The organism is Streptomyces sp. NRRL F-5630 (assembly GCF_000719475.1).
In the GTDB taxonomy this organism is placed as follows: Bacteria; Actinomycetota; Actinomycetes; order Streptomycetales; family Streptomycetaceae; genus Streptomyces.
Genome location: NZ_JOGO01000036.1, coordinates 25,008 through 49,779 on the forward strand (window position 1 = coordinate 25,008; position 24,772 = coordinate 49,779).

Annotated in this window: 34 protein-coding genes; all 34 read left to right on the forward strand. The window is 67.5% G+C overall.

All coding sequences use genetic code 11. From position 1 onward, the window contains the following. The first annotated feature begins 51 nt into the window (after positions 1–51). Positions 52–495, forward strand: a complete 444-nt coding sequence (locus tag IF99_RS0117740) for a hypothetical protein (protein WP_234340735.1) — start codon at positions 52–54, stop codon at positions 493–495. Next, positions 492–845, forward strand: coding sequence for a hypothetical protein (locus tag IF99_RS0117745; protein ID WP_030997500.1), 354 nt, complete (start codon positions 492–494; stop codon positions 843–845). The genes IF99_RS0117740 and IF99_RS0117745 overlap by 4 nt, the downstream gene beginning before the upstream one ends. Beyond that, positions 842–1,204: a hypothetical protein gene (locus IF99_RS0117750; RefSeq protein WP_030997502.1), complete on the forward strand. Its 363-nt coding sequence runs from the start codon at positions 842–844 to the stop codon at positions 1,202–1,204. Before IF99_RS0117745 ends, IF99_RS0117750 begins: the two co-directional genes overlap by 4 nt. Next, the gene (locus IF99_RS0117755; protein ID WP_030997503.1) at positions 1,197–1,565 is read left to right on the forward strand and encodes a hypothetical protein; all 369 of its coding nucleotides are present in this window, start codon (positions 1,197–1,199) and stop codon (positions 1,563–1,565) included. The genes IF99_RS0117750 and IF99_RS0117755 overlap by 8 nt, the downstream gene beginning before the upstream one ends. Before the next feature lie 72 nt (positions 1,566–1,637). After that, positions 1,638–2,243 (forward strand): hypothetical protein, encoded by a 606-nt coding sequence (locus tag IF99_RS0117760; protein ID WP_030997504.1) that lies wholly within the window; start codon positions 1,638–1,640, stop codon positions 2,241–2,243. Between the two features lie 104 nt (positions 2,244–2,347). Then, positions 2,348–2,668, forward strand: coding sequence for a hypothetical protein (locus IF99_RS0117765; protein WP_030997505.1), 321 nt, complete (start codon positions 2,348–2,350; stop codon positions 2,666–2,668). A 406-nt stretch (positions 2,669–3,074) separates the two neighbouring features. Then, on the forward strand, positions 3,075–7,703 hold the full coding sequence (locus IF99_RS34960; RefSeq protein WP_030997507.1) for a transglycosylase SLT domain-containing protein: 4,629 nt from the start codon (positions 3,075–3,077) through the stop codon (positions 7,701–7,703). A gap of 61 nt (positions 7,704–7,764) precedes the next feature. Further along, the gene (locus IF99_RS0117780) at positions 7,765–7,947 is read left to right on the forward strand and encodes a hypothetical protein (RefSeq protein WP_030997508.1); all 183 of its coding nucleotides are present in this window, start codon (positions 7,765–7,767) and stop codon (positions 7,945–7,947) included. Further along, positions 7,947–10,139, forward strand: coding sequence for a hypothetical protein (locus IF99_RS0117785; RefSeq protein ID WP_030997509.1), 2,193 nt, complete (start codon positions 7,947–7,949; stop codon positions 10,137–10,139). Before IF99_RS0117780 ends, IF99_RS0117785 begins: the two co-directional genes overlap by 1 nt. Beyond that, on the forward strand, positions 10,139–11,248 hold the full coding sequence (locus IF99_RS0117790) for a DUF5047 domain-containing protein (RefSeq protein ID WP_030997510.1): 1,110 nt from the start codon (positions 10,139–10,141) through the stop codon (positions 11,246–11,248). The genes IF99_RS0117785 and IF99_RS0117790 overlap by 1 nt, the downstream gene beginning before the upstream one ends. Next, complete coding sequence (locus tag IF99_RS34330) at positions 11,235–11,819, forward strand: hypothetical protein (protein WP_199806507.1); 585 nt, start codon at positions 11,235–11,237, stop codon at positions 11,817–11,819. The genes IF99_RS0117790 and IF99_RS34330 overlap by 14 nt, the downstream gene beginning before the upstream one ends. 19 nt (positions 11,820–11,838) lie before the next feature. Continuing rightward, the gene (locus IF99_RS33980; RefSeq protein WP_158716606.1) at positions 11,839–12,444 is read left to right on the forward strand and encodes a hypothetical protein; all 606 of its coding nucleotides are present in this window, start codon (positions 11,839–11,841) and stop codon (positions 12,442–12,444) included. A 69-nt stretch (positions 12,445–12,513) separates the two neighbouring features. Then, entirely contained in the window at positions 12,514–13,644 is a 1,131-nt protein-coding gene (locus IF99_RS33985) for a peptidoglycan-binding protein (protein ID WP_051703546.1), read from the forward strand. Further along, positions 13,644–13,967: a hypothetical protein gene (locus IF99_RS0117815; protein ID WP_030997517.1), complete on the forward strand. Its 324-nt coding sequence runs from the start codon at positions 13,644–13,646 to the stop codon at positions 13,965–13,967. Before IF99_RS33985 ends, IF99_RS0117815 begins: the two co-directional genes overlap by 1 nt. Next, entirely contained in the window at positions 13,964–15,922 is a 1,959-nt protein-coding gene (locus IF99_RS31675) for an SGNH/GDSL hydrolase family protein (RefSeq protein WP_051703547.1), read from the forward strand. The genes IF99_RS0117815 and IF99_RS31675 overlap by 4 nt, the downstream gene beginning before the upstream one ends. Positions 15,923–15,998: 76 nt before the next feature. Continuing rightward, positions 15,999–16,604 (forward strand): hypothetical protein, encoded by a 606-nt coding sequence (locus IF99_RS0117825; RefSeq protein WP_037827104.1) that lies wholly within the window; start codon positions 15,999–16,001, stop codon positions 16,602–16,604. After that, the gene (locus IF99_RS0117830; RefSeq protein WP_030997520.1) at positions 16,601–16,849 is read left to right on the forward strand and encodes a hypothetical protein; all 249 of its coding nucleotides are present in this window, start codon (positions 16,601–16,603) and stop codon (positions 16,847–16,849) included. The genes IF99_RS0117825 and IF99_RS0117830 overlap by 4 nt, the downstream gene beginning before the upstream one ends. Before the next feature lie 9 nt (positions 16,850–16,858). Continuing rightward, positions 16,859–17,110 (forward strand): hypothetical protein, encoded by a 252-nt coding sequence (locus IF99_RS0117835; RefSeq protein ID WP_030997521.1) that lies wholly within the window; start codon positions 16,859–16,861, stop codon positions 17,108–17,110. A 44-nt stretch (positions 17,111–17,154) separates the two neighbouring features. Further along, positions 17,155–17,934 carry an HNH endonuclease gene (locus tag IF99_RS33990; protein WP_158716607.1) on the forward strand — a complete coding sequence of 260 codons (780 nt, stop codon included), beginning with the start codon at positions 17,155–17,157 and terminating at the stop codon, positions 17,932–17,934. Between the two features lie 837 nt (positions 17,935–18,771). Further along, positions 18,772–19,503 (forward strand): hypothetical protein, encoded by a 732-nt coding sequence (locus tag IF99_RS0117850; protein ID WP_030997524.1) that lies wholly within the window; start codon positions 18,772–18,774, stop codon positions 19,501–19,503. Between the two features lie 330 nt (positions 19,504–19,833). Continuing rightward, a complete protein-coding gene (locus tag IF99_RS0117855) occupies positions 19,834–20,556 on the forward strand; it encodes a PD-(D/E)XK nuclease family protein (RefSeq protein ID WP_234340736.1) in 723 nt (240 codons plus the stop codon). Continuing rightward, positions 20,553–20,960: a hypothetical protein gene (locus IF99_RS0117860; protein ID WP_158716608.1), complete on the forward strand. Its 408-nt coding sequence runs from the start codon at positions 20,553–20,555 to the stop codon at positions 20,958–20,960. The genes IF99_RS0117855 and IF99_RS0117860 overlap by 4 nt, the downstream gene beginning before the upstream one ends. Further along, the gene (locus IF99_RS0117865; RefSeq protein WP_030997527.1) at positions 20,957–21,205 is read left to right on the forward strand and encodes a hypothetical protein; all 249 of its coding nucleotides are present in this window, start codon (positions 20,957–20,959) and stop codon (positions 21,203–21,205) included. Before IF99_RS0117860 ends, IF99_RS0117865 begins: the two co-directional genes overlap by 4 nt. Positions 21,206–21,226: 21 nt before the next feature. After that, on the forward strand, positions 21,227–21,850 hold the full coding sequence (locus tag IF99_RS0117870) for an RNA ligase family protein (protein WP_030997528.1): 624 nt from the start codon (positions 21,227–21,229) through the stop codon (positions 21,848–21,850). A 150-nt stretch (positions 21,851–22,000) separates the two neighbouring features. Beyond that, complete coding sequence (locus IF99_RS0117875) at positions 22,001–22,375, forward strand: hypothetical protein (protein ID WP_030997529.1); 375 nt, start codon at positions 22,001–22,003, stop codon at positions 22,373–22,375. An 82-nt stretch (positions 22,376–22,457) separates the two neighbouring features. Beyond that, positions 22,458–22,634, forward strand: coding sequence for a hypothetical protein (locus tag IF99_RS34335; protein WP_199806508.1), 177 nt, complete (start codon positions 22,458–22,460; stop codon positions 22,632–22,634). Continuing rightward, positions 22,631–22,873, forward strand: coding sequence for a hypothetical protein (locus IF99_RS0117885; protein WP_030997531.1), 243 nt, complete (start codon positions 22,631–22,633; stop codon positions 22,871–22,873). Before IF99_RS34335 ends, IF99_RS0117885 begins: the two co-directional genes overlap by 4 nt. Beyond that, positions 22,870–23,031 carry a hypothetical protein gene (locus tag IF99_RS33995; protein ID WP_158716609.1) on the forward strand — a complete coding sequence of 54 codons (162 nt, stop codon included), beginning with the start codon at positions 22,870–22,872 and terminating at the stop codon, positions 23,029–23,031. The genes IF99_RS0117885 and IF99_RS33995 overlap by 4 nt, the downstream gene beginning before the upstream one ends. Positions 23,032–23,290: 259 nt before the next feature. Then, on the forward strand, positions 23,291–23,440 hold the full coding sequence (locus IF99_RS34000) for a hypothetical protein (RefSeq protein WP_158716610.1): 150 nt from the start codon (positions 23,291–23,293) through the stop codon (positions 23,438–23,440). Next, positions 23,437–23,607: a hypothetical protein gene (locus IF99_RS34340; protein ID WP_199806509.1), complete on the forward strand. Its 171-nt coding sequence runs from the start codon at positions 23,437–23,439 to the stop codon at positions 23,605–23,607. The genes IF99_RS34000 and IF99_RS34340 overlap by 4 nt, the downstream gene beginning before the upstream one ends. Next, positions 23,607–23,765, forward strand: a complete 159-nt coding sequence (locus IF99_RS34345) for a hypothetical protein (RefSeq protein WP_199806510.1) — start codon at positions 23,607–23,609, stop codon at positions 23,763–23,765. The genes IF99_RS34340 and IF99_RS34345 overlap by 1 nt, the downstream gene beginning before the upstream one ends. Then, positions 23,762–24,061: a hypothetical protein gene (locus tag IF99_RS0117910; RefSeq protein ID WP_030997532.1), complete on the forward strand. Its 300-nt coding sequence runs from the start codon at positions 23,762–23,764 to the stop codon at positions 24,059–24,061. Before IF99_RS34345 ends, IF99_RS0117910 begins: the two co-directional genes overlap by 4 nt. Then, positions 24,061–24,270, forward strand: coding sequence for a hypothetical protein (locus IF99_RS0117915; protein WP_030997533.1), 210 nt, complete (start codon positions 24,061–24,063; stop codon positions 24,268–24,270). The genes IF99_RS0117910 and IF99_RS0117915 overlap by 1 nt, the downstream gene beginning before the upstream one ends. After that, positions 24,267–24,626, forward strand: coding sequence for a hypothetical protein (locus IF99_RS0117920; RefSeq protein ID WP_030997534.1), 360 nt, complete (start codon positions 24,267–24,269; stop codon positions 24,624–24,626). Before IF99_RS0117915 ends, IF99_RS0117920 begins: the two co-directional genes overlap by 4 nt. Positions 24,627–24,772: the final 146 nt, after the last annotated feature.

Genomic DNA, 24,772 nt, shown 5'->3' on the forward strand with positions numbered 1-24,772 from the left:
CGCTCCTCGCCCGGCCGCCAAGCGCGCGGCTCCGCGGAGGAAGGCATCCTGATGACCTTCTTCGCCCAGGCGGAACTAGAGGCCATGCTCGGGCGACAGGTCACCACTCCGCAGTACGAGCTAGCCCACGAGACCGCCCTTGACGTCATCCGCGTGGAAGTGGGCCCTCGGCTCACCGACCCCCCGCAGGACGGCGTACGGACGATCGCCCTCGCCCTCGCCGCGCGGGTCCTCACCAACCCGGGCGGCGTGCGGAGCGAGCAGGCGGGCGGATTCCTCGTCACCTATGCGGACGCGCAGACCGGTGCGGGCCTCTCCAGGGACGAGCGGCGCCGCCTTCGCCGTGCGGTGGGACTGCCGTCTAGCGCGTCGTCTCTGGACATCGCCCCCGCAGAACAGGCGTCCCGGCCGCCGACACCGTGGCGGGCGCCCTCGGGTGACGCAACCCCACCGGACACCACAACGCCGGTGTCGCTTCTCTGGCAGGCACTATGAGCCTCCTCGCCCAGCTCATGTCCGAGACGTGGTACATCGAGCGTCCCGGGGAAATGGTGCGCGACTCCACGGGGTCGTACGTCCCCGGGCCGCCTGTTCGCATCCCCGTCGAGCGGTGCGCCGTGGCCACCCCGTACGGCGTCACCGTCGGATCGTCCTCCGAGCAGAACGAGGGGCAGTCGACGGTGACCACCCGGCGCGTGCTCTTCGCGCCCATCGGAACGGACGTGCGCCCAGCCGACCACATCGTTCGCGGGGACGAGCGGTACGAGGTGGTGGGTCGCCCTGTGGTGCTCCCGCTGACGTCCCTTGCCCATGTAGAGGCGCAGCTTCAGGAGGTGACGGGGTGACCCAGTTCCGCAGCACGTACACCGGTAACTTCCGGGGCATGGGCCGCCTCCTCCAGCGCCCCGCTGTGCAGCTTGCCTGTCGCAAGGTGGCGGTGAAGATGCAGGCGACAGCGGAGGCGATGAGCCCCGTCGGGAACCCGACCAACGATCACCACTCGGGGAAGTACCGGTCGTCCTTCGTGGTGGTGCCCATCGAGAAGAACGTCCCTTTCCGCGGGCGGCCTCACCTCCGCGCGGGAGCGCGCCTGATGAATACGGCCCCTCACTCCCGGCACGTCGAGTACGGCAACGGCGAGACACCCCGGTATGCGGTCCTCTCGAAGACCATCGACGCCTTCAAGGCGGCGCACCATGGCTGACGTGGAGGCGATCCTCGCGCCGTGGATCGAGGCCCGATTCCCCGTGACCGCCGGCTCCGAGACGCCTCCTGACCTGGAGAAACGCCTTCCCTTCGTACGCGTCGAGCGCATCGGCGGAAGTGACGAGCGGTTCACTCAACGCCCCCGGGTTGCTGTCGACGTCTTCACCACCACGGCCGACGAGGGACGACACCTCTCCGGTGACATCCGGGACGCACTCCTCCTCCTCCTCTCCGGCCCGGTCGGTGGGGGAGTGGTGCAGAGCATCCGGTGTGACTCCGGCCCCTCCGCGCAGCCGTGGGCGGGCGACACCGTCCGGCGCCGTGGTGCCACCTACACCGTGACTCTCCGGGCCACCTGACCACCTGACCACCTGACTTTCAGACCCGCCGCCGACGAGGTGCGCGGGTCTTCACCATGCCCAGGAGGGCACATGGCGGACACCCGCAATGCCGATCTGACTTTCGGCGCAACCGACTACATCGTCTACGTCGCGCCGCGAGACACCGCGAGCCCCGTCGACTTCGCCGACCCCGCGACCCCCTGGCAGTGCATGGGGTGGATCACGCAGGAAGGCGGCACCCTCGGCGTCGATGAGGACACCACCGACGTCATGGCGGCCGGTAGCGTCGACCCGATCCGCACCCTGATGACGAAGAGCACCAAGACGCTCCAGGTCACCTTTCAGGAGGCCATCAACCCCATCGTGCGTGCCCTCTGGGACAACGTTCCGGTGTCGTCGCTGGAGCCGACGGACGGTGTCGCCACGTACTCCCTGCCCGACCAGCCGGCGGACCTCCGTTACGCCTTCGTCCTCGACAGTATCGACGGCGACAAGCGCAACCGCCTCTTCATGCCGAACGGGAAGGTCACGGCGCGAGGTGAGGAGCAGCCGCAGACCACCGACGTGTGGAACGTCCAGATGACCTTCACCTTCTCCAAGGGCCTGGTCCTGCCCGCTGTCACTCGCACCATCGACTACGGCGGCGTGGACGTGAGCGGCTTCTTCCCCGTCTCCGGCGGGGGCGGCGGATCCTGACGCTCCTCCGCTAGTCGACTAGCGGGGCCCGTATCTGCGCGGGTCCGGGCCCCGCTGCACCACCCCAACCGACCCGCGCCGCAACGCACTTAGGAGACCCGCGCATGACCGAGCAGACCCCCGCCGAGGCCCAGGAGACCGAGGCCACCCGCGAGTACGTGACCGCCGACCTGTGCGGCACCACACTCCGCGTCAAGAACATCACGGGGTGGCGACCTTCGTACCTCCGCGCTCTGCGCGAAGCGGATTATGACGCCTGGGCAGCGGGAGTGCTTCACGTTGATGACGTCCCGACGTTCATCGACCTGGACGCCACCTTCGAGGAGATCAACGGATTCGTCGGCGCCGCCATGGAGGCCGCCGGGGAGGCCCCGGGAAAGTCCAGTGGACCGCGCAGGTCCTCCAGGACCACGCGGAAGCGCTAGAGGCTGACCTCGCGTACCGCGGGATCGACCTCCTCGACGTCTACCGAGGACGCCTCTCCCTCCGTCGGCTCCGGGTGCTGATCACACACCTCCCGCCGGAGAGCGCGACGAAAACAGCCCTACGCCTCGCGATGACGGACGAGGAGCGGGCCGCAGCGCAGGACGGAGCGGACCCAAGTGCCGCTCCATGGAGTGGAGTTGAACTCCTCCTCGCGCAGCTCCGCGACGAGCTGGTGTTGTCCCGGGGCGTGGCCATCGCAGCCGCAGGGGGCAAGCCGCCAGCTTTCCAGCCGTACCCCCGCCCCGGGGTGGTGTCCGGCACCACCTCTTCGCGCCGACACCTCTCCGACGAGGACCGCGCGCGTATCGACCCACGCCTCCGGGCGGCCAGTGAGTAGGAGGCGTGGTGCCTGATCACGACATCGTAGGGACAGTCGGTGTCGACGTCGTCCCGCTCCTCGTCAACTTCCACCGGAGACTGCAAGAGCAGATCCTCCCCGCTGCCGAGCGCGCCGGGCAGGCGGCAGGGGACCGCATCGCCGACGCCATCGGCCGACAGGTCTCCTCCGCCCTCCCCGACGCCATTCGCGAGAGCGGCCGACGTGCGCAGGCCCAGGCGACGCGGAGCGGTGACCAGACGGGCGGCGCCTTCGCGTCGTCCCTGCGTCGTCGCCTCCGCGCCGCCATGGCGGCCCTCCCGGACATCGACGTCGGGATGGACGCCTCGGGGGTGGATGCCGAACTTGCGCGCATCCGGGCTGAACTGGCACGTCTCTCAGATCAGCGCATCGGCATCGGCATCGACACCGTCTCAGCGCGGGCCGACGTGGCGCACCTGGAGGAACGCCTCCGCGCGCTGGGGGAGCAGCACCCCAACCCCCGGGTTCGCGTTGACACCGCCACTGCTCGCGCGGCTCTCGCCGAGCTGCGCGCGGACATCGACGCTGCTACGCGTTCTGTGGACCTGGAGGTGCATGTCCCTGGCGGCGAGCTGGCGACTCGCCTGCGGTCCGCAGTACAGGCGGCACAGGCGGCCCTTCCCGACGTCCGGGTGGACGCCGACACCTCTCCCGCTGCCCGCGAACTCGCGGCTTTGCGCGGCGACCTGGCGGCGCTCGGTGAGGCGAACATCGGGGTGGACCTCGACGCAGGGGCCGCCATGGAGCGCATCTCCGCCATCGAGGTGCGGCTCCGCTGGCTCTCCGCTCACGACGCCGACATTCAGGTGCGCGTGGATGCGGCGGCAGCACTCGCCCGCCTCGCCACGGTGGGGGCGGCGGTGGAGGCGCTGAACCGCCGCGAAGTCAACATCAAGGTCGACACCTCGCAGGCGGTCTCCGCGCTCCTCGTGCTGAGTGCCGCCCTCGGTGGTGTCGCCGTTATCCCGGCCCTCCCTGCCATTGCCGCCGGCCTTGGAGCCGTTGCAGCAGCCGCCACGGCAGCAGCCGCAGGGCTAGGGGGTATGGCCCTCGTCGCCGTCCCCGCCATCAAGAAGGTCTCCGAGGTCTTCCAGGCGCAGGCGGCGGCGTCCGACGAGGCGGCGAAGTCGACGGACAACGGCGCTAAGGCAACCACTCAGGCCGCCCAACGAGCGCTCCAGATGGCCTCCGCGCAAGACTCCCTCGCTCAGGCTCACCGCCAGGCAGCCCGCTCCATCGCTCAGGCGAACCGCCAGGTGGAGAGCGCAACGCGCGCCGTCGAAGACGCACAGCAGCGAGCTGCGGACCAGCGGACGCAGAGTGCCCGTGCCATCGAGCGCGCGGAGCAGTCCATCGTCGACGCTCAGCGCGGAGTGGTGCGAGCCGAGCAGTCCCTCACCGACTCCCACCGCTCCGTCACCCGCGCTGAGCGGGACCTCTCTGACGCACAGAAGTCCGCCCGTCAGGCACAGGACGATCTCACTGCCGCTCGCAAGACGGCCGCTCGGCAACTCGCGGACCTGGACGACCAGCTCCGGGACGGCCAGCTCGATCAGCGAGACGCCACTCTCCGCCTCCAGGAAGCACAGGCGGACCTCACCAAGGCGATGAACGATCCGCGGTCGACGCAGCTCCAGCGCGACCGTGCACAGCTCGCCTTCGAGCAGGCACAGCAACACCTCAAGGAGCAGAAGCAGAGCTACAAGGATCTACAGACGGCCGCCGACGAGCAGCGCAAGGCCGGAGTGGAGGGCTCGAAGGTCGTCCTCGACGCACAGGCCAGGCTCACTCAGGCACAGCGCGCGCAGGTCGACGCCGTCCAGGCCGTGGCCGACGCCCAGCGCTCGGAAGCCGAGGCCGCTCAGGGCGTCGCGGATGCTCAGCGCCAGGTGCGCGAGCAGACGCAGGCCCTCGCCGACGCCCAGAAGCAGGCGGCCCGCGATCAGGTCGACGCCGCCCAGCGGGTCAAGGACGCTCAGCGGGGCGTTGCCGACGCCGTCCAGGCCGTGGCCGACGCACAGGCGGACGGTTCTCGTCAGGTGGAGGCCGCAGAGCGTGGTGTGCAGTCGGCCCGCCTGTCGGGTATCGACACCACCGTCAAGGCGGCCACCGCTCAGGACAAGTACCGTGAGGCCCTGGCGGGTTTGACGCCAGCTCAGCGAGCGCTCTACGACTCCGTAGTGCGGCTGAAGGCCGAATTCAAGGAGTGGTCGGAGTCACTACAGCCGGGTGTACTCGCGCTTTTCACACGCGGAGTCAATGCCGCTGGGAGGACGCTACCCGCTTTCACGCCCCTCGTGGAAGGCGCAACCCGGGCGGTATCGCGTCTCTTCGACGCCGCTTCCCGGAATCTTAAGACGCCCTTCTGGCGGGACTTCAAGAAGGACATTCAGACCTCCGCCGAGCCCGCTGTCTACGGATTCGGTGTCGCCTTCGGAAACGTTATCACCGGAATAGCCGGAGTGATCGACGCTTTCTTCCCGCACATGGACGGGATCTCCCGTCGCCTGGAGGACGCCACAAAGTCCTTCGCGGACTGGGGGAAGGGGCTCAAGGGGTCGCCGGAATTCGAGCGCTTCCTAAACTACGCCTCGACGAACGGTCCGATCGTGTGGCAGACGCTCAAGGACATTGGGGGCGCATTCCTCGACGTCGGAAAGGCACTCTCTCCCCTCTCCGGGCCGCTCCTCCAGATCATTGGTGGCTTTGCCAAGGTCATTGGTGTCATCGCCACAGACGCGCCATTTGCCGTACAGGCGATATGGCTAGTCATTGTGGCGACGAAAGCATGGACGCTCGCTCAGTGGTTGCTCAATGCAGCACTCAGGGCAAACCCCATCGGTCTCATCGTCACAGCCCTTGGCGTGCTGGTCACAGCCATGGTCGTCGCGTACAAGCGTTTCCCCGCCTTCCGTAAGGTGGTGGATACGTGCTGGTCGGGAATCAAGACCGCCTTTTCCCTCGGGTGGAAGCTCGTCAAGCCGATCTTTGACCTCTGGGTACTGGAGCTGAAGCTAGTCGGAAAGGTCTTCGGCTGGCTGTACAACACCATCATCAAGCCCATCGCGGACCGGATAGGGAAGCGGTGGAAGGGGCTTTACGAGAAGGACATCAAGCCTTTCTCTGACGCCGCCAAGAAGGTGTTGACGAGCCTCGGAAAGACTGGCTTCAAGTGGCTTGCTGACCTCGCCATCCTCAACCTGAAGGCCATGGGCACCGCTATCAAGTTCCTGGCGGACAAGGTGGTGCGGCCCGGATTCAGTGTGATGCGGACGGTCATCAAGGGGACGTGGAACGACGGCGTCAAACCGATATTCTCCGCGATGCGCAAGGGCGTCAAGGCCATCAGTGACTCCTTTGACACGGCACAGAAGGCCATCGGGAAAGCCTGGGGGAAGCTCAAGGAAATCACCCGGAAGCCCGTCGCTTTCATCGTTAATACGGTTTATAATAACGGAATTCGAGCCGTTTGGCGCAAGGTGGTTGACGCTTTCGGAGGCAAGCCACTCAAGAAAGTGGAAGGCTTCGCCCGAGGCGGATTCGTCCTCCCCGGCACCTCCTCTTTCCGCGACGGGGACGACCAGCTCGTCCCGATGAGAAAGGGCGAGGGCGTCTATGTCAGCGAGGCGATGCGCGACCCGTACGAGAGGGCCCGCCTCTACGCCGTCAACAAGGCCGCCATGCGCGGACAGTCGCTCGCCCAGTACCAGGGCGGGGGCGGCGGATTCGCGCTTGGAGGCATCTTCGACGGTCTGGGCGACGTTGCCTCGGATGCCTGGGACAAGGCGAAGAAGGGCGCGAAGTGGCTGAAGGACAGCTTCGGTGGTGCGGTCTCGTCCGGTGTGAAAAAGATCATCAACCCGCTGATCAACCGCATCCCTGGTGAGTCGCGGTTCACCGACGCCCTGAAGGACACCACTCGCGCTCTGGTGGACAAGCTCCTCGGCGCCGGGAAGAAGGCCGACAAGGAAGGCATTGCGCACGTCAACTACCGCGCTGACGCGGGCGTTGAACAATGGCGCCCCGTCGTCCTGCAGGCCCTTCGAGCGGTGCACCAACCCACCAGCCTCGCCGGCTCGACGCTCCGTCGCATGAACCAAGAGAGCGGCGGCAACCCGACGGTCGTCAACAAGTGGGATAGCAACTGGCAGGCGGGTCATCCGTCGGTCGGGTTGATGCAGGTCATCGGCCCCACCTTCGAGTCCTACGCGGGGAAGTACCGGAGCAAGGGACCGAAGATCTACGGAGTCTCTGTCGACCCCATGGCGAACATCTACGCCTCGATGCGGTACGCCTTGGGCAGCTACGGTTCCCTCTCCAAGGCGTATGACCGACCGGGCGGATACGCCAAGGGCGGATTCCCTCCCGTCGGCGAGAACGTCTGGGTGGGCGAGAACGGCCCCGAACTGGTCCGCTTCCTTGCCCCCGCGCAGGTCCACGACGCCAGCACCTCCCGGGCGATGGTCCGCGGGGTACAGGCAGGTGGTGGGGCCCCCAACATCACCGTGGAGTCCCACACCTACGTCGGCAATCGCGAGATCACCGACATCGTGGACCACAAGATCAAGGTGTACGACGCCAACTCCGCCCGTCTTCTGGACAACGGACGGTACTGAACACCACCCCACGAGAGGCCCGCTAGTCGCCTAGCGGGCCTCTCCTTTGCGAGGAGGACGCATGTCCGAGAGCACCCCCGAGTCGCCTACCGAGACCGAGGACGACGCCCCGTCGGGCATCGACGTGGTACCGGCCCCCGACACCCCGTACACGCAAGACCCGGTGGAGCCGTCGCCTGAAGTGGTGCCCACTGCTCCGGAGGCCCCGAACTATCCCGCACCTGGTGAGCCCGTGGAGGATTGATGGCGTACGGCAACCTCCTCTCTACGAACGTCGCCAGCATCGAGACGGACACGACGGGGTGGACGGCGCTCACGAACACGTCCGCCATCCTGGCGCGCTTCACCGGAGGCACCTCCGGTGGCTATTGCCTCCGATGGACGGCGACAGCGTCAGGCGATTCGCAGGTAGGGACTGCCGCACGAGTCCCCGTCACCGCCGGCGCGGAGTACTGGGCGTGTGCGAGTGTCTTCCCGCCGATCGCCTCGGCCTCCGCCCGCATTGAGGTCCGCTGGTACAGCTCCGCGGGGACGCTGGTCTCGACGTCGACCGGCCCGACGACTACCGGTCCGAGCCCTGGAACTTGGTTTCAGGTCGGCGTCATTGCCACGGCCCCCACAGGCGCCACCACGGCAATGGTGGTGGTCCGGTCCACGGCCACTGCGGCATCTCAGCCGTGGTACCTGGACCGTGTCCACCTCGGCCTGACTGCCGACGCGCGCACGAAGTACAGCCTCCTCCCGTGGCTCTCCGAGTCTGCGGAGACGGGGACGAGCGGGTGGACAGCGGACGCGAACTGCGCGCTGGGAGTGGCTTCGGCTGCGGTCTCCGCGTACCAGAGCCTCGCAGTCACAGCACTCGCATCGGGAGACCTGAGCGCGGGCACCACTCCTGCGGTCCCCGTCTCCCCGGGGACGGAGTACCTGGCGGCCCTGTGGGTGCAAACGGCGACCACGGCGACGCTCCGACCGACGATCCAGTGGCGAGACAGCACGGGCGCGGTGATCGCCGCCACGTCCGTGGACTGGGCGCCGTCCACCACATGGGCGCGAGTGGTTGCAATCGGAGTGGCCCCCGCCGGGGCGGCTACAGCTCGTGTCCTCCTCACCACCACGGCGACGGCAGCGGGGCAGTCCTGGGCGGTCGACGGGGTGGTGCTCCAGCGCACACAGGATCTCGCCCAGGTCGGGAACTTGCTGCCGTATGGAGACGCGAGTTTCGAGACCTCCGTCACCGGCTGGTACGTCACGGGGGCGACGAGGAGCCGGTCCTCCGTGCAGAAGCTCGACGGCACTTCGGCTCTCCGTCTGGATCGAGACGGGTCCTCGGAGATCGTGGTATCACTGTCAACCCCGGTCCCCGTCACCGCAGGACGGAGCTACGAGGTATCCGCCCCACTGTGGCGTAGTGACGGCAGCGGGCAGAGCGTCGTGCGGCTCGACTGGCTCGACGCATCTTCCGCCGTGATCCGCACGCGCTCGTACTCGTGGAGCGGATTGACCGAGCGGTGGCAGGTGGGGCCCTCTAGCGATCGAGCGCCGACCGGGGCGGTAGCACTGCGGCCGACGATCACCTTCCCCCCGGGGGCAGGCTCCACCACCTACCTGGACCGAATCTATATCGGGGAGGGTGGTCTCTCCGTGGTGGCGGAGGAGTCTGCGGCCCGCACCGTCAGCCTGCGTGTCTCTGGCCTCACGGTCGGCAGCTCGGGGTGGCGGTGGCGGCTGGAGCGGCTTCTCGAAGGACAGGCCCCGGCCCCTGTGCGCGGGTACACCGGAGACCTCATCGCGCAGACCATTGACTCGGACGTGGTGGTGGTGCCGGATCATGAGGCGCCCCTCGGAGTCCCTACACAGTGGCAGGTCACGGTCTACAACCCCAGTGGTCCCGGCGAGTATGGCTACATCTCCGACGCCCTGACGCTCCCGGCGGACCCGGACGTGGTGTGGATCAAGGACCCCACGCTCCCGGCCCGTTCCACGTCGGCGGTGGTGCAGACGCTCCCAGACTGGCAGCGAGCAGCACGTCAGGGGGTCTACGAGGTCCGGGGACGGGCGACCCCCGTCGTGATCTCCGACGTCCGCAGCTCCGCCACTGGCACACTCACCCTCACGACGGAGACCGCCGCCGAGCGTGACGCCCTCTGGTGGGTGCTCGACGCCGGCTCCACCATCCTCCTCCAGTTCCCTCCGGGCTGGCGCGAGCCTGACGCCTACGTGGCAGTCGGCGACGTCACGGAGTCGCACATCGTGGATCTGGCGGAGTACACCGACCGGGCGTGGTCCCTCTCCCTGACTGTGGTCGACCGCCCCGTGGGCGGCCTAGTCGGCAGTGTCGACCGCACATGGGCATCGGCTTCGACAGGTGGCACGTGGTCGGAGACGACCTACCCCTTCACCACGTGGCTCGCGTTTCTCACGGGAGGTGCCGTCTGATGTACGACGTATCCGACCGCTACCTCCGCGCACTCCCGTACCCGCACACCTCCGTGACGCAGGTCGACGCCTACTTCGGCGGGGAGCTGACGGCGAGAGACATCCCTATCTCCGACGGAGGGGTCACTGTCGACCGCGGGAGCAAAGCCCGGCGCTCACTCTCGCTGACCGTGCCGGACCTCAGCCTCGTCCCGTGGGACGCCACTGACCCGCTCGCGGTGTACGGGCAGCGGCTTGTGGTCCGGCGCGGAATCAAGTTCGCCGACGGAGTCGAATGGGTTCCGCTCGGTATCTTCCGCATAAATGAGCCGAGCGCCGATCTTTACGAGGGCCCGATCACGCTGACCGGCGTGACGGAGGAGGCGACGATATCCGACGACCTCTTCATGGCTCCCGTATCCACAGCGGGTTATCCCGGGGCCGTGGACGCCATCACGATGTTGATTCGGAGAACCATCCCGGATGCCGTGATCATCAACCAGACGTCGGACAGTCGGAATCCGAGCGTGGCAACTGTTTCGTGGGATGCCGGAACGGACCCGTGGGACGCCGTTGTTCAGGTCGCGACGGCAATGCGCGCAGAGATCTATGCCGACGCCCTCGGGAGTTTCGTAATTCGGGACTTGCCCGATCCGTTGACGTCCCCCGTTGTCTGGGAGATAGCCGACGGTGAGGGCGGAACGCTCATCGATATGGGCCGCCAGATGTCTCGAACGGCCGTTTACAACGCCGTTGTGGTATCCGGTGAGAACTCTGCCTCCGATGCGCCCCCTGTTTCTGGCGTTGCGTACGACAACGACCCCTCATCGCCGACGAGATGGGGCGGCCCATTCGGAAGGGTGCCGAAAATCGTCACGTCCTCCCTGGTGTACACGCAGGGGGATTGCAATTCTCTCGCCGCGTACATGCTCGGTGATCTCACAGCGCCGAACGTCGAGACCTCAATCTCCTCTGTTCCGAATGCCGCTTTGGAGGCGGGAGACTGCATCAGGACCGGGGCAAAGGGACGACGTCAACTTCACATCGCGCAGAGCTTCACCGTCCCCCTTGCGCCCACAGGGGATTTCCCGATAACTCTGCGCGGAGGAAAGGACGATGTCGATGTCTGAGCGCTTCCTCGCCTCGGTCTCACGCGTCGCCACACGCACGGTGGAGCAGGGTGCCGCCTCCTGGTTCCTGGCTACCGTGACGGCTGTCTACGCCTCCGGGCACGTCGACCTGACGACCGCCACGGGCCCCGTCACGAAGATCCGACGCCTCCGATCTTACGGAAACCCGCAGGTGGGGGACCGGGTAGTGGTTCGTCGCCGCGCGTCGGGTGACTGGGTGGTGGACGGGGCACTTGCCACTGCCTCCGACGCCTGGCAGCCCCTCACCCTGCGCGCCGGTCACACGCTGACGACCGGCCCGAACGACGCCCCGCCATCGGTGAAAAAGACGTCAGACGGCCTAGTAGCCCTCTCCGGAATGCTCGCCCCGAGCGGCCTGACGACGTCGGACAGTTTCGTTATCGCCGATATGCCGAGCGGAATTCGCCCGCAATACCGAGGTGCCTGTATGTGCGTCGGTGACGCCGTGTCCGTTCGCATCTACATCAACGTTGACGGGACCGTAAGTGCCCGTCTGATTACCGGCTCGTCCCCGTCGTGGATTTCCCTCGACGGGGCGCAGTGCCGATGACTCCCGAGGAGTAAAAAGAATGCCGAAGCCTGACGGGTACGGCCAGGGGATCAATTACCCCGTTCTCTCCGACGCACCGAACATCGAAACGGCCTTCCAAACGGTAGTAAACGGCACCGTTGCACGGACTATTCTCCGGTTCGCGAACTCCAACGAACGTGCGGCGACCCTTGTTGGCGATTACGCGCCCGTTCCCGGGATGATTACCTACCTCATCGCCGAGGACCGGTACGACCGCCGAGACGGAGACAACGTTTGGCGGCCGTTGTCGCCGGGTCCGTGGACACCGCTCACATACTCGTCGGGATACAGCGCCAATGCCGCAAACCCTGGGTACAGGATTGTCAACGGCGAAGTGCAACTCCGCGGCTCGGTCCGCCGGTCAAATGGCGCGGATCTCGCCACGGCCACCGAAACGCAGTTTCTGACGATGCCGAGCAACGCAAGGCCCATTGGTGGCGCAGTGTCGCTCATAGTCGCGTCGAACGTGTCAACAACTTCCGGCGTGAGCCGCTTGTCCGCCCGCCTGACGTTCAACGTCAACGGGTCGGTCACGTACTGGCTCGGCCAGAACTCTCATAGCGCCTGGGTGGCGCTGGACGGCGTTCGCTACAGCGTCGAGTAATCGACGCCGCACCTACATACAGCCCCGCAGCGACGGGGCTTTTTTCATGCCCTACGAGAGGACGAGCACATGGCACGCATGACCGGCGCCACCTGGCGCCCCATCCCCGTCAACTACACCGGAGGCGGACAGACCAGCGTCCGAGGCGTCGTCGTCCACATCATGGCCGGGACGCTCGCGGGCACGGACTCCTGGTTCCGCAACTCCGCCGCCCAGGCGTCCTCGCACTTCGGCACCGGCAGGTCGGGGGCCCTCTACCAATGGGTGGACACCAAGGACCGCGCCTGGGCGCAGGCGGACGGAAATCGCTCGTGGCTCTCCGTGGAGAACGAGGGTAAGGGCGGGGACGCGCTGACGGACGCGCAGCTCGACCGCAACGCGCAGGTGCTCGCGTGGGCGCACGAGGTCTACGGCGTCCCCCTCCAGGTCGCGAGCGGTCCCTCCGGCTCCGGCCTCGGCTGGCACGGGATGGGCGGAAGTGCATGGGGCGGGCACACCTCTTGTCCCGGCCCGAAGATCGTCGCCCAGCTCCCCGAGATCGTGAAGCGCGCGAAGGCGCTCGTCGGCGGGAGCGGCACGGCACCCCAGGGCGGCTCCTCCTCGACGCCGGTCACGCCCTCGGTATCCCGCGCGAAGGTCACGATCAACGGCCTGACGTACGGCTACGGCGCCAAGGGCGATCACGTGACGACCGTCGGCCGTGCCCTGGTAAAGAACGGATGCTCCGCCTACGTCAAGGGCCCCGGCCCGACGTGGAGCGACGCGGACACCCGGAGCTACCAGAAGTGGCAGACGAAGTGCGGCTACTCGGGTGCTGACGCCGACGGTGTCCCCGGTGAGGTCTCCCTGAAGAAGCTCCTGGGGAAGCTGCCGTCGAAGCCGGCGGCCAAGCCCTCGAAGCCGAAAGTCTCCCTGAAGAACGTCATCGCTGCCGCGCGCCGAGACCCCGGCCTCAGGCAGGGCGGCACCACGCACGCCGCTGACGTGAAGGTGGTGGAGGCGGCCCTCAAGGCAGAGAAGCTGCTCAGCGCCGCCTACGCCTCTGACGGCTCCTTCGGTTCCATCACCGTGGCCGCCTACGCGAAGTGGCAGCGCTCCAAGGCGGGCGGCTCGTACACCGGAAGCGCCGCCGATGGCATCCCGGGCTCGGACTCCCTGAAGCGCCTCGGCGCCCGGCACGGCTTCACGGTGGTCGCCTGATGGCTCCTGAGATCGTGACCGCCCTCGTCTCCTCCGCCGGCCTCGTGCTGGTGGCGGTGGTGGGGGTGGTCCCCGCCCTGGCCGCGCTGCGGCGCACCCGCGCGGCCGTACAGGAGCAGGCCGAAGAGACCCGGGGCGTCACCCTCGAAGCGCTCGACGCCGTCGGGTCCCGCCTCAGCGCACGCTTCGACGCCCGCGTGGACGACATCCGCGATGACATCGATGCCATCCGCGAGGACGTCGCGCGCGTTCGTGAGTGGCAGGCGGGCCACGACGCCGAACACCTGATCATCGGACGACACCACGGAGGCCCCACCGCATGACCATGCCCGACGGCATCGCAACCGTAACTCTGACCGGACGCTACATCCGCCCGGATGGCACCCCGGCGAGTGGCACCATCACCGTGGCTACTCCGTCCACGCTCACCATCCCGGACGCCGACACCATCGCCGTGGGCGCCGCAACGGCGGTCCTCGATGAGAACGGCCAGTTCTCCGTCGTGCTCATCGCGACGGACACCCCTGGGACGCAGCCCGAGGGGTGGAACTACACCGTCACCGAGCGGTTCCGCGGGAGCGCGACGAGGACGTACGGCATCGCGCTCCCGCAGGCGGTGCCTGTCGTGGACATCGCCGACATCGCCCCGGCCGACCCGTCCCAGGGAAAATACATCCCCGTTCAGGGCCCGCCTGGTGCCGACGGGAGGACGATCCTCTCCGGCGCCTCGACACCTGGCGCCGGCCTCGGCGCGGACGGAGACTTCTACATCCAGACCGCAGGCTCCACCTGGACCATCTACGGCCCGAAGGCGGGCGGCGCCTGGCCAGCAGGTGTCCCGATAGCCGGCGGGGGAGGTGGCGCCGTCGCGTCGGTGAACGGCAAGACGGGGACCGTCGTCCTCGCAGCCTCCGACGTCGGCGCCGTGGACACGTCGGACCCTCGCCTCACCGACGCCCGCACGCCCACCACGCACGCCACCTCGCACGGCTCAGGCGGCCCCGACCCGATCACACCCGCCGCCATCGGTGCCGCCTCCTCGACGGCCCTGACGTCGCTCACCACCCGCGTGAACGCCGCGGAGGCCACCCTCGCGCAGCTCCCGACCGGCATGGGGAGCGTGCGGAGGCAGATGGTCGACCCGGGCCTCACCGACCCGGTGATGGCCTCGCCGCCCGCGATCTCGCTGACGAAGGCGACAACGTCCACCATCTCCGGCGCCATCCGCTACGCCCCGGCGCCCGTGGTGCTGAGCGGGTCGGATGTCCGCGGAGACTTCCTCATCTGCGGTGCGACCGACATGCAGGTGGGGACGGTTGCACCTGACCCGAACTACGCGTTGCCGACGTCGAAGTACCCGCACACCTACGCGAGCGGGCAAAGCGCCTGGGCCTTCGAGTTCGTGACGGACGCGGACGCCTTCGAGCTGCGCTTCAAGGCGATCAACAACGCCGCGTACAGGCTGTCGGTCGACGGTGTCCCCGTCACCCGCGCCCCTGTTCCGACGGGTGCCCTCTCCGCCGACGCCGGCTCGGGGCACATGCTGAAGGTGTCATTCGGCTCGTCGGCGATCCGGCGGTTGCGCTTCGACCTTTTCACCGTCCCCTTCGGCGGCATCTACATCAACAGCGCCTTCCAGCTCTGGCGCCCCGTGTCGACCCGTGGGCGCCTCATGGTGCTCGGGGACAGCATCACGGACGGCAGCAACCAGAACTCCGGTCAGGGCATCGGCACCTGGCTCTACAAGGCCGCGCGCATGATGGGCGTGACGGACGTGTGGGACCAGGCGCGCGGAGGGACTGGCTACACGGTGGCTGGCACCACAGCGACGTTCGGCGACCGTCTGGCGGCCGACGTGGTGGCGTACCGGCCGGACACACTGGTGATCATGGGTGGCTACAACGACAACAGCGGCTCCCAGTCCGCCATCTCGTCTGCCGCCGCTTCCCTCTACAGCGCCGCGAAGGCCGCCCTTCCCGCCGCTCAGATCCTCGTCGTCGGCCCGCACGCTCCGACAGGTGTCCCGGCGACGAGCCTCGTCAACACGGACATCACCCTTCGCGACGCCGCTCAGGCCGCCGGGCTCCCGTACGCCTCCCTGATCACGGGGGAGACGAGGAACGGAGCGGGGACGGTGATCAGCACCCAGACGCCCTTCGTCACCACGGCGAACGCTTCCTCGATCATCGGCACCGACGGCGTGCACCCCACCGACGCGGGTCATGATCTCCTCGGCCGCTTCATGGTGCGCGCCCTAACGCCGCTCCTGCCGCTGTAAAAAGTCCAGGAGTCGCCGGAACATTTTCCGCGGACTGCACCACCACGTAGATGAACACCGCTACGAGGAGGCGCACATGGGCAACATCGGCTTGATCGGTCGGGCGAGGGTCGGCAAGGACACGGCGGGGCAGTGGCTCGTGGACAACCGGGGCTACCGTCGTGTGTCGTTCGCGGACCCGCTGAAGGAGGCGGCGCTGAGGATCAACCCGATTGTCCGCGCCGTTGGCGAGGGAGACGGCTTCGGCGCTTACACGATCGACCTACTGGAGGTCATCGAAGATCTTGGGTGGGAGGCCGCCAAGGACCAGTTTCCCGAGGTCCGCCGCATCCTCCAGGAACTCGGCATGGCGGTCCGTGATCTCGATCCCGAGTTCTGGCTGCGTCAGGCGCTCGCGAAGGTGACGGAGGCGAACGAGGCGGGCGTCCCCGTCGTCATCACCGACGTCCGTTTCCCGAACGAGGCGGAGTCTCTGCGACGGGCGGGGTTCCATCTCGCGTACATCGACCGACCGGGGATGCCGCAGCTCGATCACGAGTCAGAGAAGGCGCTGACTGTGGACGACGCCGACTACACCATTCTGAACTGCGGGCCCGTCGAAGACCTCCATGGCAAGGTGGAGGTCTTCGCGCAGCGCGTCTACGCCATCGAGTCCCGCCGCCACGGCAACCGGGTCTGGTGAGCGCCGTGGACTGGGCCGACTGCCGGTGCTGCTGGCCGCAGAAGCCAGCGATCCGCAAGGCCGTGGGGTGGCGACGGCTCGGAAAGACGCCGGACGTGGACGAGGCTATCCCGCCCTTCTGGTACCTCAAGATCGGCCCGTGGTCCCGCGGTCACTACGACACCTGGGAGGAGGCGCGAGACGCCGCCTTCTACTACCTCTCCGACGAGGGCGCGCACATCGAAATGAGCGCTCTCCTGATGTAAGGACCTTCCGTGAGTCGACTAGCAGACCTCTTCCACACCCTCTCCCTCCGCGCATACCTCGCGCTCCAGCGGTTCGCCGAACAGGAGCCCGTACGCCTGCGCTCCGCCCTGACGTCGGCAGTCCTCGCGCTTGCCTTCGTCATCCCCTCGATCTCGGCCCCGGTGGCTGAGCAGATCGGGATGATCGGAGCCGTCGCGCTGCCGATCCTCGTAGGCGAGAGCACTCGGGCGAAGGTGAGCCCGACGAAGGACGACGAGTAGGACCCGCAGCCCCCGGCCTCTTCGGAGCCGGGGGCTTTCGGCGTATGGAGACCAAGGCGAGTCCGCTCGCGGACAGGGCAGCACGGATGCGGTTCAACAGGGCGATGCGGGAGAAGGGGGTGGGGGCGAAGGTGTGCGGGAAGTGTTTTGTGGTGAAGGGGTTGGAGGCGTTCTCGTTCAAATCGAAGAGTGCGGGTAGCCGCATGAGCAAGTGCCGTGCATGTACGGCCACGGACACGCGTCGGTGGCGCGAGAAAAACCCCGATCGTGCCCGCCAGTGGCGCGATCAGAACCGAGAACGGGTGGCTGAGGCCAACCGTCGGTGGTACATGCAGAACCGAGAACGGGTGGCTGAGGCCCACCGTCAATGGTGCGAGCAGAACCGGGAACGGGTGGCTGAGGCCAACCGTCAGTGGTACATGCAAAACCGGGAATGGAAGGCTGAGTACGACCGTCAATGGCGCCAGGCCAACCCCGATAAGCACCGCGACAAAGCGCACCGACGTCGCGCTCGCCTCGCAGCCGCAACCATCGAGCCCTTCACCCCCGCCGACCTCTACGCCGACTGGCAGGAGCACGGCCTCTACGCCTGCTTCTTCTGCGCCGGTCCCGCTGAACCCCTTCACGTCGAGCACTTCTACCCCCTGAAGCCTGCCGACGAATCCGCCACCCCAGGCCCTCACGCCCTCTTCAACCTCGTCCCCGCCTGTCAGGCGTGCAACCTCTCCAAGGGCAACCGCGAGCCGTGGGCGTTCCTCCGCGACGCCCTGGCGGAACGGGGCATCGACCTCGACGCCTGCTTGGCGTTCTTCGACGTCGACTGACCCTAGGCCCCGTCTTCCCGCTGGGAGGGCGGGGCCTTTTTGCGTTGTGGCGCGGGACGAGCGTGTAACGTTTTACGCTCGTCAAGGGCCCTGCGGTGGTCGGATGGGAGCGCATCCTATGAGTACCCTCTCCGCCATGCCAACATCGACAACTGAGCCGCTCGCAATGGCTATCAGCCGATTGTGGGACCGACTAAGGAAAGACCATCCCGGTCTCCCCGCTGTGCAGCTCGTCATCGTCCCCGGGCGGGAGCCTCGGGACCACGGTCCGGACCGGTGGCGAACCCGCGACGACGACACGGTGGAAAGCCTGCTCATCCATGCCGAGACTGCGGAGGCCGGCGCGGACGCCGTGGTGGAGAGAGTCTTGCACGAGGCGGCGCACCTCCTGAACTGGCGACGAGGCGTACAAGACACGTCGTCCCGCGGGGCCTACCACAACACGCGATGGTTGGATGCTGCCGAGGAAATGGGTCTCGTACGCCCAAGCGATGCTCCGCAGGGTCGTGCAACTGGCGGCACGGGGTTCACCGCCGAACTGGCGGACGAGACCCGGTCGCGGTACGCAAAGGACATGGCGGCCATCCGCAACGCCCTGGCGGACGCTACAGATGCGCTGCGGGTACCGTCTGCCCCCCGCCCGAGCCGGGATTCCAGGCGCTCCCTCACATGTAAGTGCTCACCACCTCGCCTACTCCGGATGTCCCAGGCCGAGGCGGCGAGAGGTCCCGTTGTCTGCGGCGTGTGCAACGCGGAATTCCGGCGGCGTTAGGGTTGCCTCTGGAAGCCGCGAGGTTTTCACGCTATCTTCGGGACGATGTCTTACGAGAGGACACCATGAGCGCCGTCGAGCGGTCGAGGAAAGCTGCCCCCGCACTCCCGACGGGCGCCCCGGCACCGGAACTGGACATCCGGGATATCTCCCACGAGACCGTCGACGCGCTGGTGGCGAGAGGGACCGCCTACTCACGTGAGTATGTACGCGTACAGGACAGTGCCACCACTCTCAAGAAGAACGTGGCAGTGGTGTGTCTGGCGCTGCGACGCCAGATGGGGGACCTGGCCGGCGACTCCTACGAGTACCGGCGCCGGGTATCCGATATGTACGAAGCGGCGAACATCCCGGACGACCTCAAAGAGTCGATCCGCAGCGGGGTGCGCTATCACATCGGCAACCTGATGCGTGACGTGTACACACCGGACGAGCTGGCAAGCCTCCACCTCCTCAAGTCGAAGCCGGTCGACAGGATGCGGGAGCAGGCGACCCGTACGCGTGCGCTTGTGACGGCGATCCAGGTACAGGAGACCAGCCGGAAGAAGAAGCCGCCTCGCGCTGTCGAAGCCAAGCCCTCCGCAGCGTCGGAGAAGGGCCTCGCAGTCAAGGCGACTGCGGACCAACTGCGGCTCGCGGAGGCCGCGCGACGGGTTGTTGATCAGGTTGACGAAGAGGTAGTCCGGGACTCCATGACACCGGGGCAGCGCCAAAAACTGGACGATAACCTAGCCGCCATGGAGAGCCGCATCCGCTCCCTGCGCCGGAAGCTGAAGCGCATGGGCGACGGCACCTGACGTCGACCGGCTCCTCGTCCACCTCCTCCGGAGACAGACCTCGCACCAAACCGCCAAACTAACCCCTAGTTTCACTTTCTCTCTAACGCGTTAGAGAAGAAATGAAAACAGGGGTTAGTTTGGCGTTTTGGCGTGCGGTCTGCACGGATGCCGGGGACGAGGAGACCCGACGAAGAAACTCCCGCCGCCAGCGGAACATCCTCCTCGCACTGCACCACAACACAGGTGTAGACGAGAGGAGGCCACATGGCCGCAGGAGTGAGCACCCTACAGCGGGGCGGGTCCCGCTGGTACGTGAACCCGGACGACGGCCGGATCAAGGTTCCGGGCGTGACCAGCATCGTCGGAATGGCCCCGAAGGATTTCCTTCAGTTCTGGAACGCCAAGCTCGTTGCCGAGGCCGCCGTCGAGCACCGGGACACCGTCCTGAAGCTCGCCGAGCGAGACCCCGCAGGCGCCATCGACTACCTGAAGCGGGCGCCTCGGCGCTACACGCAGGAGGCCGCGGACCGGGGGTCGGCCGCCCACGACGTCTTCGAGCGCCTGGCGCGCGGGGAGGACATCAAGGACCGGCACGTCCACATGGACATCAAGCCGCACGTCCGCTGGTTCCGCGAGTTCCTGGAGGAGGTACAGCCCGAGTTCCTGCACCTCGAAGAGACCGTGTGGTCCGACGAGCACAGCTACGCCGGGTCGTTCGACGCCATCGCGAAGGTGGAGGGCGAGGCCGTCGGCATCGACTGGAAGACGTCGAAGTCCGTCTACGACTCGGTCGCCCTCCAGCTCTCGGCTTACCGGTACGCGAACCGCATCATCCTCGCGTCGACTGGCGAATCAGTTGACGTCCCGAAGTGGGACGGAGGCGCAGTGCTCCACGTTCGCCCCGAAGGTGCGTCGCTGGTGCCGGTCGAGTGCGGTGAGGACGTCTTCGACGCCTTCCTCCATCTTCGCCACACCTTCGATTGGGAGAAGGACGGCAAGAAGCGCGTGATCGGCAAGCCTGTGTGGCGCACTGGCGAGCAGCAGACCGGGACGCAGAGGCGGGCGGCGTGATGGAACTGCGAGAGCGTGTGGCACGAGCGCTGTTCGATCGGGCGCACCCCGGTGGTCGGTGGGACCGCGAGCCCGGCGGGCTGCATGATGTGTACCGGCGCCGGGCGGACTCCGCCCTTGGCGTCATCGAGACAGAGCTGACCGGCCTTCGCGCGGACCTTCTCACCGCCCAGCGCGACCGGGACCGCATCCACGCCGAGTTGGAAGCGGAGCGGAAGGAGTGGGCCGAGGAGCGTGAAGCGCTGACGCGACGACTGGAGACCGTGGGCCGCATCGACGCTGCGAAGACGTGGATTCCCCCGCTGGTCTGGCACACCTTCGCGAAGGAGACCGAGGCCAGTCTCCGCGACGTCATCGTTTCGCAGGCCCTGGAGATCACCCGGCTGAAGGGGGAGGACGCATGACGACCGCCCGGCAGGCACCGCGCACCACCAACGCCCCCGGTCCCGGCGTCGCCTGTGCCGGCGCCATCGTCGGCCTGGGATTCATCCCGTTCCACGCCTGGCTGCTCATGCTCGCGCTCGGGGCCGCGCACCACGAGGTGTCGGCTTCGGTCCCAGCGATGGGGTTCGGGGCGACGCTGCTGATCTTCCTCGGCGTGGGAGTGGTGGCCGGCGTGCTGCGGTCCCTGTTCCGGAAGACCCGATAGTCGACTAGCGGAGGAGAGAACGTGCACGAGTTCGTAGAGTGGCCGAAGACCCGGCGCCTGTTCCGCGACATCGTCGTGACGGAGAAGATCGACGGGACGAACAGCGCGGTGCACATCAGTGCAGTTCCCGGAGGTGTGGAACCGGGCGCCTACCCGGTGGAGTCGGCTGCCGTGGTGCTGGACGGCGTGCAGTACGTCCTCACCGCTCAGTCCCGGCGCCGGATCATCACCCCGGGCAAGACGACCGACAACTACGGCTTCGCCGCCTGGGTCTACGAGAACGCCGCAGACCTCGTGCGCATCCTCGGCGAGGGCACGCACTTCGGCGAGTGGTGGGGGCGCGGCATCCAGCGCGGGTACGGGCTGGAGGAGAGGCGGTTCTCGCTGTTCAACACCGACAGGTACGCCGAAATGTCGGCGCTTCTCGGCGGTGCGGAGGTCACCTCGGTGCCGGTTCTCTACCGCGGGACCTTCGCCGAGGCGGCCATCTTCCGGGCGATGACGGACCTGGGGGTCTACGGGTCCGTGGCCGCCCCCGGCTTCATGAGCCCCGAGGGCATCTGCGTCTACCACTCGCAGACCCGGGGCGTCTTCAAGGTGACGCTGGACAACCAGGATGCGGGCAAGTGGGAGGCGGCTGCGTGAGCGGAGCAGCGCTAGTCGTGCTCGTTGCTGCCCTCCTCATCTGGGCGTCCACGAAGGACCGATCAAAGTAACGCAACACCTCAGCCCCCGGTGACCTCGGTCCCGGGGGCTTTGGGCGTAGAACCACACACCACTTCACGAGGAGACGTCATGGAGCGCATCAAGGTCACGGCCGACGAGGTCATGAGCACCCTGCGGGCCGTCGTCGCCGAGCGGCCGGACTACGTGTACGCGAGGCCGGAGGCGGACAATCGTGCGGCTGCCTGCCTCTACGTTCACCACGACGACGGCACCGCGAAGCCCGGTTGCCTCGTCGGCACGGTGCTCCACCGACTGGGGGTGCCGCTGGTGGAGCTGGCGAAGTGGGAGGGGGAGGGAGCCTGCTCCATGGTGCCCTCCGTCACCAATCTTGAATGGGAGGACACCTCCACCCTGGCGCTCCAGACGGCCCAGGAGGCACAGGACGCCGGCGTCACCTGGGCCGAGGCCCTGGCCGCCGCTGAAGACGCCTTCGCCCGCTCCTGACCCACCGCAACAACACCTCGCCCCCGGCTGCTTCGGCACCGGGGGCTGAGTGCGTAGAAGCACCTACCGAGGAGGAGTCACCATGAAGACCTCACGCACCATCCACACCGCCAACGGTTCAACCGTCACCGTCTCCCCGCGAGGCATCGAGGTGGACCTCTGGGTCCGCGACGCCGCCGGACGGACCGTGGCCACCGTCGAGATGAGCCGTGCCGACGCCCTGGCGCTGCTTGACGAGCTGGACGAGGTGACGGCATGAACGCCCGCTCCCGCCTCGTCGTCACCCTCGCCAACACCTGGGCCGTCTCCCGTCGGGGCCGCATGACCGACTTCTACCGCGAGGCGGAGGAGCTTGTCGACGCCTTCGCGCACGAGCTGGCGGAGGAGGTCCGCGCATGGGCCGCCGCTACGTACCCTGCGCCCCGACAGCAGGCGCCGCTCAGGCACGTCGTAGACACGGCCGCCGACCTCATCGACCCGAGCAAGGAGACCCCATGACCCCGACCACCCTGGCCGCCCTCCGCGAGGAACTGGCGGACACCCGGTTCGCCCCCTCGGACGCGGATCTCTACCCCGGCGTCGCGTACGTCCTGGAGGCGCTGGACCGGGCGCTGATGCTCGTGGACCTTGTGGGGGAGACGGAGGCGAGGGACTGATGGCGCACTCGCGAGGAGGCACGTGTCCTCGCTGTGGCGGGTACACCGGCTTGGCTGTTCGCGGGGGTGACGACCCGGTGATGTACCAGCACCGCACGCCGCCTCCGTTCGGCTCGCGCTGCTCCGCAGGAGGAATCAGACGCAGCGAAGCGAGCGCGGGGTGGACGGCCCTCGGGCTCCGAACGTATCGGTGGCTTCTGGCCAACGAGCCTGACAAAGCGTCGGCGTACCGCGCTGCGCGCGTGCAGGAGGGTGCCGAGTGAGCCGCATGACGCGCAAGTCCCACGAGCTGCGGTGGTTCTGCTCGTGCTGCTCCATCGACAGCAGCCGCAGTCCGGTCGTGAAGCACATGGCGAAGAGGCGGGAGGAGCGGCGATGGATTCGGGAGGCGAGGGAGGAGACGAAGTGAGCGTCGAAGTCGAGACCACGGAAGGCATCGAGCGGGCCGCGGAGCAGCACCGCCGGGCGGATGTCTTCCGCTCGGCCCACGCTCTCGTGACGTCTCTGAAGTGGGACGAGACCGTGGGTGTGTACGACGTCCTGCAAGTGGCCAGGTTTCTGGAGGAGAGGGACTGATGGCAGTCATCAAGAGCGTCGGCAAGGTAGACGTGGAACTCGCCCTGTCGGAGCTGGAGTTGATCCGTCGCGCACTGCGGTTGGTCAAGGAATTCGGCGAGGTGGAGGACTGGGAGCCCGCTCGGGACCTGCTCGCAGATCTGGAGGCGCGCGCATGAGCATGGCTGACCTCGTCGCAGCCGGCGCCCCGGAGCTGCCAGAGGGGTACTTCTACCGGGTACGGCAGACGCTTCATGTTGGCTACAAGGTGGAGATTCGCGAGCAACGGCGCTTCATGTCGCGGCTGGTCGCGGACACGTTCGTTTTTGAGGAGCGTCACAGCAACATGGAGTCGGCCGTCGTCAAAGCCTGCCGGTACGCCGCCGCAACGATGCGTGAGCGAGCACTCAGGGAGTCGAAGGCCGCAACGCTGCGCGCGCTCGCTGGGGACCACGATCCGAAGGGCGGACGCTGATGTTCGGACGCAAGACACCCACCGTCGAAGAGCAGCGCGAGGCACTGTCGCTTGTCCTGCTCGAAGCCCGCGAGCACCTGGAGCCCATCCTCGACGCCGCTGACGGCCTCAAGGCTGACCTTCTCGCCCGCGGGCGGTCGCCGGCCGTCGTGGACCACATCGCGGGGACGTGGCTCGCGAGCGCCCTGAAGGCGGCGGTGGGCGGATGACGGTCAAGCTGATACGACCCACTCCGTACCTGACGTTTCCGGTAAGCGCGTACCTCCACCGCGTAGACATCGAAACCGAAGACATCGGTGCCACGATCGGGACGAGGCTGACGTACGCCGGGGTGAACGGACTGCGACGACAGGCAGTGCCGCTCGTGTCTTACCGCCCCGGCACGCGCTACGCGGACAGGGCGGAGGAGTGTGCCGTCGAGCACCTGGCGAAAGCTCTTGAGCGAGCGGAGTTGTCGGGCCGCTTCGACTTCGTGGACTTCACGACCTTGGCACTGGCACTGGCGGACGTCGTCCAGGAGGACGGCTGCCAGCTGTGGGACCCCGACGAGGATGGCGAATGGTGACTCTCGCGGAGGCAGTCCTCCGTCACGAAGCCTCGCAGCCCGGGGCGCTCAAGTGTGCCGGACGGTGCCGCCATCGGCGTCCACGAGAAGAGTTCCGCGAGACCCCCTGGCACGGCCGTGCCGCCGCCTGCAAGCGCTGTGAAGGG

Bases quoted from the DNA above. Each gene is read 5' to 3' on its own strand.
- IF99_RS0117740 (WP_234340735.1), top strand. From the start codon at position 52: ATGACCTTCTTCGCCCAGGCGGAACTAGAGGCCATGCTCGGGCGACAG.
- IF99_RS0117745 (WP_030997500.1), top strand. From the start codon at position 492: ATGAGCCTCCTCGCCCAGCTCATGTCCGAGACGTGGTACATCGAGCGT.
- IF99_RS0117755 (WP_030997503.1), top strand. From the start codon at position 1,197: ATGGCTGACGTGGAGGCGATCCTCGCGCCGTGGATCGAGGCCCGATTC.
- IF99_RS0117760 (WP_030997504.1), top strand. From the start codon at position 1,638: ATGGCGGACACCCGCAATGCCGATCTGACTTTCGGCGCAACCGACTAC.
- IF99_RS0117765 (WP_030997505.1), top strand. From the start codon at position 2,348: ATGACCGAGCAGACCCCCGCCGAGGCCCAGGAGACCGAGGCCACCCGC.
- IF99_RS0117780 (WP_030997508.1), top strand. From the start codon at position 7,765: ATGTCCGAGAGCACCCCCGAGTCGCCTACCGAGACCGAGGACGACGCC.
- IF99_RS0117785 (WP_030997509.1), top strand. From the start codon at position 7,947: ATGGCGTACGGCAACCTCCTCTCTACGAACGTCGCCAGCATCGAGACG.
- IF99_RS0117790 (WP_030997510.1), top strand. From the start codon at position 10,139: ATGTACGACGTATCCGACCGCTACCTCCGCGCACTCCCGTACCCGCAC.
- IF99_RS34330 (WP_199806507.1), top strand. From the start codon at position 11,235: ATGTCGATGTCTGAGCGCTTCCTCGCCTCGGTCTCACGCGTCGCCACA.
- IF99_RS33980 (WP_158716606.1), top strand. From the start codon at position 11,839: ATGCCGAAGCCTGACGGGTACGGCCAGGGGATCAATTACCCCGTTCTC.
- IF99_RS33985 (WP_051703546.1), top strand. From the start codon at position 12,514: ATGGCACGCATGACCGGCGCCACCTGGCGCCCCATCCCCGTCAACTAC.
- IF99_RS0117815 (WP_030997517.1), top strand. From the start codon at position 13,644: ATGGCTCCTGAGATCGTGACCGCCCTCGTCTCCTCCGCCGGCCTCGTG.
- IF99_RS31675 (WP_051703547.1), top strand. From the start codon at position 13,964: ATGACCATGCCCGACGGCATCGCAACCGTAACTCTGACCGGACGCTAC.
- IF99_RS0117825 (WP_037827104.1), top strand. From the start codon at position 15,999: ATGGGCAACATCGGCTTGATCGGTCGGGCGAGGGTCGGCAAGGACACG.
- IF99_RS33990 (WP_158716607.1), top strand. From the start codon at position 17,155: ATGGAGACCAAGGCGAGTCCGCTCGCGGACAGGGCAGCACGGATGCGG.
- IF99_RS0117850 (WP_030997524.1), top strand. From the start codon at position 18,772: ATGAGCGCCGTCGAGCGGTCGAGGAAAGCTGCCCCCGCACTCCCGACG.
- IF99_RS0117865 (WP_030997527.1), top strand. From the start codon at position 20,957: ATGACGACCGCCCGGCAGGCACCGCGCACCACCAACGCCCCCGGTCCC.
- IF99_RS0117875 (WP_030997529.1), top strand. From the start codon at position 22,001: ATGGAGCGCATCAAGGTCACGGCCGACGAGGTCATGAGCACCCTGCGG.
- IF99_RS34335 (WP_199806508.1), top strand. From the start codon at position 22,458: ATGAAGACCTCACGCACCATCCACACCGCCAACGGTTCAACCGTCACC.
- IF99_RS0117885 (WP_030997531.1), top strand. From the start codon at position 22,631: ATGAACGCCCGCTCCCGCCTCGTCGTCACCCTCGCCAACACCTGGGCC.
- IF99_RS33995 (WP_158716609.1), top strand. From the start codon at position 22,870: ATGACCCCGACCACCCTGGCCGCCCTCCGCGAGGAACTGGCGGACACC.
- IF99_RS34345 (WP_199806510.1), top strand. From the start codon at position 23,607: ATGGCAGTCATCAAGAGCGTCGGCAAGGTAGACGTGGAACTCGCCCTG.
- IF99_RS0117910 (WP_030997532.1), top strand. From the start codon at position 23,762: ATGAGCATGGCTGACCTCGTCGCAGCCGGCGCCCCGGAGCTGCCAGAG.
- IF99_RS0117915 (WP_030997533.1), top strand. From the start codon at position 24,061: ATGTTCGGACGCAAGACACCCACCGTCGAAGAGCAGCGCGAGGCACTG.
- IF99_RS0117920 (WP_030997534.1), top strand. From the start codon at position 24,267: ATGACGGTCAAGCTGATACGACCCACTCCGTACCTGACGTTTCCGGTA.